Source organism: Bifidobacterium sp. POST2/T3 (B1) (genome assembly GCF_058197115.1).
In genome coordinates this window covers 1-5,811 of the sequence record NZ_JBVPQK010000163.1, presented here as the reverse complement: position 1 = coordinate 5,811, position 5,811 = coordinate 1, and the positions used below count along the sequence as shown (strand labels likewise).

The 5,811-nt window shown below is 62.3% G+C and carries 4 protein-coding genes; 3 read left to right on the top strand and 1 reads right to left on the bottom strand.

What is annotated here, in order from left to right; genetic code table 11:
- The coding region (locus AC0AP0_RS08005; RefSeq protein WP_490430083.1) for a KUP/HAK/KT family potassium transporter at window positions 1-1,878 on the top strand (1,878 nt) is incomplete at its 5' end.
- Window positions 1,879-1,990: 112 nt separating this feature from the next.
- The gene (gene gnd / locus AC0AP0_RS08000) at window positions 1,991-3,457 is read left to right on the top strand and encodes an NADP-dependent phosphogluconate dehydrogenase (protein WP_198191572.1); all 1,467 of its coding nucleotides are present in this window, start codon (window positions 1,991-1,993) and stop codon (window positions 3,455-3,457) included.
- Window positions 3,458-3,524: 67 nt separating this feature from the next.
- Here gnd and AC0AP0_RS07995 read toward each other — a convergent pair whose 3' ends face one another.
- Complete coding sequence (locus AC0AP0_RS07995) at window positions 3,525-4,559, bottom strand: LacI family DNA-binding transcriptional regulator (protein WP_490430082.1); 1,035 nt, start codon at window positions 4,557-4,559, stop codon at window positions 3,525-3,527.
- 185 nt (window positions 4,560-4,744) lie between these two features.
- On the opposite strand from AC0AP0_RS07995, the gene AC0AP0_RS07990 reads away from it, so the two are divergent.
- Window positions 4,745-5,811 (top strand): ABC transporter substrate-binding protein (locus tag AC0AP0_RS07990; RefSeq protein WP_490430081.1); only part of this gene is annotated, 1,067 nt, incomplete at its 3' end.

Sequence of the window (5,811 nt, the reverse complement as noted above, 5' to 3'; positions counted from 1 at the left end):
CTGGGCATGCTCTCCCTGGTCTTCTGGTCCATCACGCTGATTACCACGGTCAAATACGTCCTGGTGGCCATGCGCATTGATAACAAGGGCGAGGGCGGCATCTTCGCCCTGTACACCCTGGTCCGGCATTACGGCAAATGGCTGGCCATTCCTGCCATGGTCGGCGGCGCCGCCTTCCTGGCTGACTCGGTGCTGACTCCGGCGGTCTCCATATCCTCGGCAGTCGAAGGCCTCAAGACCATCCCCGTCCTGACTCCGATCTTCCGTGAGAACGGGAACCTGACCATGGTCATCACCTTTGTGATCATCCTGATCCTGTTTGCGGTCCAGTCGCGCGGAACCGAGCGGATCGGCAAGGTCTTCGGCAGCGTGGTCATGGTCTGGTTCGCCTTCCTTGCCCTGATCGGCATCTACTGCATCGGCAACGACTGGTCCATCTTCGAGGCGCTGAACCCGGTCTACGGGATTCGCTTCCTCTTCAGCCCGCAGAATCCGGTGGGCCTGACCATCATGGGCACGGTCTTCCTGTCGACCACGGGAGCCGAGGCACTCTACTCCGACATGGGCCACGTAGGCCGCGGCAACATCTACGCCACCTGGCCCTTCATCAACATCGCCCTGGTCTTCAATTACTTCGGCCAGGGGGCCTGGATCCTGCGCAACAGCGACAATAAGGCCCTGCAGGGCGTAGACGGGCTCAACCCCTTCTTCCAGATGATGCCCACCACCGTGCGCTACGTGGCGGTGCTTCTGTCGGTGACTGCTGGCGTCATCGCCTCGCAGGCCCTGATAACGGGCGCCTTCACCATGGTCTCGGAGGCCACTGGCCTCAACTGGATGCCTCACCTGCAGGTGCGCTACCCGGCGCGGACCCGCGGCCAGCTCTATATCCCCACCATCAACTGGGTCCTGTGCGCGGCCACGCTGACTGTGCTGGCCATCTTCAAGGATTCCGAGCACATCTCGGCCGCCTACGGGCTGGCTCTGACAGTGACCATGATCACCACTACCGTCCTGCTGGCCGACTACATCTGGCACGACGGCAAGCGGGCGCTCTCCCTGCTCTTCGCCCTGGTCTTCCTGGCCATCCAGATCCTCTTCTTCATGGCCTCCATGGCCAAGTTCATGCACGGCGGCTGGTTCACCATGCTGCTGACCGCGGCCATCCTCTACATCATGTACACCTGGGATGTGGGCACCAAGGTGGAGCGCTCGCAACGGCGGCATATGACGGCCAAGGAGTGCCTGCCCGCCTTGGAGATGCTCCATAACGACTTCCGTGTCCCCTACTATGCAGACAACCTGGTCTATCTGACCTCGGACGCGGAGATGCGGCGGCTGGACACCGACATCTTCTTCTCCATCTTCGCCAACCGGCCCAAGCGTGCCCGGGCCTGGTGGGCGGTCTCGGTCCAGACCACGGACGCCCCCTACACGCGCAAGTACTCGGTGGAGAACTTCGGCACCAACTACCTCTTCCGCGTGCGCATGAGGCTGGGCTTCAAGGTGGACCAGAATGTGGCCACCTACCTGCACCAGATCATGCACGAGCTGATCGATAGCGGCGAACTGCCCAAGCAGCCCTCCATCTACCCCAAGGTGGACGAGGATCCGCAGATCGGCACAGTCACCTATGTGCTGGTCCACAAGGCCCTGATGCCCGAGTCCAAGATTGATTCCCGGGGCGCCTTCTCGCTGAAGGTCAAGTACGCCATTCGCAAGGTGGCTGGCTCGCCGATCAAGTGGTTCGGTCTGGCTCCCTACAACCCCATCGTGGAGGTGCAGCCCCTGTTCGTCTCCACCCGGGCGGTTCCCAAGCTGACGCGAGTGGTTCTGCCCTCCCGCAAGATGAAGGGCGGCAAGCACCACAAGGACTGAGTGAGTGGAATCTCACCCTGTGGATCCTGGCCCAAATCGGGTCCGGGCCATAGAATTGACGGCATGGAACCTGGTGCCCGGCCTTTCCGGGCTACCGTCGAAAGGTGATGTGATGACACAAGCTCAAGCCAATATCGGAGTCGTGGGTCTGGCCGCCATGGGTGCCAGTCTGTCCAGGAACCTGGCACGGCACGGCAATACCGTAGCGGTCTATAACCGCCACTATTCGCGCACTGAGACCCTGATTCACGATCATGGCCAGGAGGGCCAGTTTGTCCCGGCAAAGACGCTGCAGGAGTTCGTGGCCTCGCTGACTAAACCCCGCACGGCCATCATCATGGTCAAGGCCGGGGATCCCACCGACCAGATGATCAATGACCTGGCCGACCTGATGGAGCCGGGAGACATCATCGTCGACGCCGGCAATGCCTACTTCAAGGACACCATCCGCCGGGAGAAGGCCATCCGGGCCCGTGGGCTGCACTTCGTAGGCTGCGGCGTCTCCGGCGGCGAGCAGGGCGCCCTCTTGGGGCCCTCCATGATGCCTGGTGGGACCGATGAGTCCTGGAAGACCCTGGGGCCCATCCTGGAGTCCATTGCCGCCAAGGTCGATGGCGAACCCTGCGTCACTCACATCGGCACCGATGGGGCGGGCCACTTCGTCAAGATGGTCCACAACGGCATCGAATACTCGGACATGCAGGTGATCGCCGAGTCCTATGACCTGATGCGCAGGGGTCTGGGCATGGAACCCGAGGCCATCGCCCAGGTCTTCGAAGAGTGGAACCAGGGAGATCTGAACTCCTACCTGGTGCAGATTACAGCCGAGGTGCTCCATCACACCGACGCCACCACCGGCAAGCCTTTCATCGACATCGTCACCGACCAGGCCGGCATGAAGGGCACCGGCACCTGGACCGTGCAGACCGCGCTGGACCTTGCCGTGCCCGTGACCGGCATCGGCGAGGCCGTCTTCGCCCGGGGACTTTCTTCCTCGCCCGAGCTGCGCAGCCAGGCGGCCCAGGAGGGCCTGAAGGGTCCGCAGCCCAAGGCCGTCATGGCTGATCTGGCCGCCGACCCCGAGGCCCGAAAGTCCTTCATTGAGGACATTCGCCAGGCCCTCTATGCTTCCAAGATTGTGGCTTACGCCCAGGGATTCAACGAGATGCAGGAGGGAGCTCGAGTCTATGGCTGGAAGCTGGATATGGGTGCCATCGCCCGCATCTGGCGTGGCGGCTGCATCATTCGAGCCAAGTTCCTGAACAGGATTTCCGATGCTTACGCCTCTGGCCGTGAGCCGGGCTCCCTGCTCTTCGATCCATTCTTCAAGCAGGCTGTCGAGCAGGCCCAGGACTCCTGGCGGCGTGTTGTGGCCCGTGCCACCCAGGCCGGCATCCCCATCCCCGTCTTCGCCAGCTCTCTGTCCTACTACGACGGGCTGCGTTCCGATAGGCTCCCCGCCGCCCTGATCCAGGGCCAGCGTGACCTCTTCGGTGCTCATACCTATGGGCGCGTAGATCAGCCAGGCGTCTTCCACACCCTCTGGGCCGAGGACAAGTCCGAAATCAAGCAGGACTGAGCTTCGCCGGGATCGCAAGGGTCCGCGCAGCCGCTAAGACGGCAGCGCGGACCCTTTTGTCAATCTGTTATCGGATCTTGGCTGTGGATTCCCGGACCACCAGCCGGCAGGCGGCAGTCGTCCGGGTGGCAGGACGATTATCGTCGTCGCCCTGCAGGCGGGCCAGGAGGGCATCAACCGCCTTGCGGGCCAGGTCCTCCTTGTCGGTGCTGATGGTGGTCAGCGAAGGTATATAGGACTCTCCCTCCTGGATGCCGTCGAATCCCATGACGGCCAGGTCCCGGGGGACCTCCACGCCGCATTCGTGCAGTCCTCGGATCAGGCCCAGGGCCAGGGAGTCGGTCATGCAGAAGATGCCGTCAAAGGGCAGGTCGGACCTGTCTGCCAGATGATGACCCAAGTCGCGGGCCAATTCCCCGTCCCAGCGGTCCAGGGTCAGGAAGTCTTTGGAGCGGGCCTTGATTCCGGCGTCTTTCAGAGCCTTCAAGCAGCCGGCCACCCTGCGGCCGCGGACCGAGTACCGTTGGACCGGATCGGTGCTGGCCGTCATGTCGGCGCCCACCACACCTATTCTTTGGCATCCGCAGTCCAGCAGGTGTTGCATGGCCATGGCGGCTCCCTCGAATCCGGCCGTCATGACTGAATCAAAGACCGGCTCGGCTGAGGGATCGTCCAGCAGGACCAGAGGCTTGCCATCGGCCAGCTCCTGCATCTCCTCATTGGTGATGCTGCCCGGGCTGAAGATGGTGCCGTCGCAGAGCTGGCTGGTCACATGCCGCAAAATGGAGACCTCATCCTGTTTGGAGTTGGATGTCTGCTGGATGATGGCCTGCATGCCATGGGCGTTGATCTGCCGGGAGATGGCTGCGCTCATCTGCGCTGGGTAGGGCTTGTCCAGCTCGAAGATGGCCACGCCGATGATGCCGCTCTTGCCTGAGCGCAGGCTTCTGGCCGACAGATTGGCTGAGTAGCGGAGCTTGTGGGCTGCAAGTAGGACCCTGCGCCTGGTGTCATCCGCTATGCGTGTATCGCCTCGAAGGGCATAGGAGGCAGTGGCCCGAGAGACCTGCGCCTCCTTGGCCACGTCGCTCATCGTCACCATTTCGCACCTTTCCCGGGGTTCAGCCATTATCTTAGGCACCTGGGTGGCCTTATCGGCATGTAATTGACACGATTCAATTAACGTGCTATACCATGTTGTGACAGCTGTTGAATCGTGTCAATCCCCGGGTCTCGACGTTGAACAGCCCGGGCGGATGTTCAGAGGATTGATTGCAAGGAGGAGTCATGAAGCTGAAGCGAGCATGGAAGGGCATAGCTGGAGCGCTGGGGGTCGGCATGTTGGTGTCGGCCATGGGTGCCTGCGGGGCTGGTGGCGCCGACGGGTTCAAGACCACGCTGACCTTTCTGTCATGGAACAACGAACAGACGATGAGGCCATACATCGACCAATTCGAGCAACAGAACCCGGGGATCAAGGTGGACTTCAGCTACTCGCCGCCGACCCCCGAGTACATCCAGACCCTGCAGACCCGACTGGTCGGCAACCAGGCCCCGGATGTGTTCATCATCACCTCCGAGAACAAGGCCGACCTGATCAAGAACGGCTACGTGCGGGACCTGACCAACGAGCCCTTCATGCGCAACATCTCCCAGGCCAACAAGGACTTCGTCAGTCATGAGGGCAAGGTCTACGGTATGTCCGTGTCCTCCTGGGCCTCCGGCATCGTCTACAACAAGGACCTGCTGGCCAAGGCTGGCGCCAAGGAGGTACCGGAGACCTGGGACGGGTTCCTGCAGCTGTGCAAGAAGCTCAAGGCCGCCGGGGTCACGCCCTTCCTGGAGACCATCGCCGATGCCCCCAGCAGGATTCCCGACGCCTTCATGGGCTCGCAGTTCGACAGGGACAAGGTCGACGTGACCAGCCTGATTGACCGCCGCCCTCAAAAGCCCGGCAGCGACCAGCGCGAGGCGGCTGCGGCCTGGATGAAGCTTTACGACCAGGGCCTGGTCACACGGGACACGGTCGGCATCAGCGGCGACGACATGAAGACCCAGTTCATCAACGGCCAGGTGGCCATGATCTGCACCGGCCCCTGGGATCTGCCATCCATCGGCCAGTCCGGGCTCAAGTATGGTATGGCCCCCATGCCGCTCTTGGAGAAGGGCATGGTCAACTACGCCCAGGGATCGCCATCGCCCGCCTACGCCATCTACTCCCACCTCAAGGGCGACAAGCTCAAAGCGGCCCGGAAGTTCCTGACCTTCATGGACAGTCACTGGGCCCTGCAGCGTTCGGCCGACAACGGGGATGCCATCACCGTCCAGGGGTTCAAGGCCAAGGTCAAGCCCGA

Excerpts from the sequence above, each read along its gene's own strand:
- gnd (WP_198191572.1), top strand. The coding sequence starts at position 1,991 with ATGACACAAGCTCAAGCCAATATCGGAGTCGTGGGTCTGGCCGCCATG.
- AC0AP0_RS07995 (WP_490430082.1), bottom strand. The coding sequence starts at position 4,559 with ATGGTGACGATGAGCGACGTGGCCAAGGAGGCGCAGGTCTCTCGGGCC.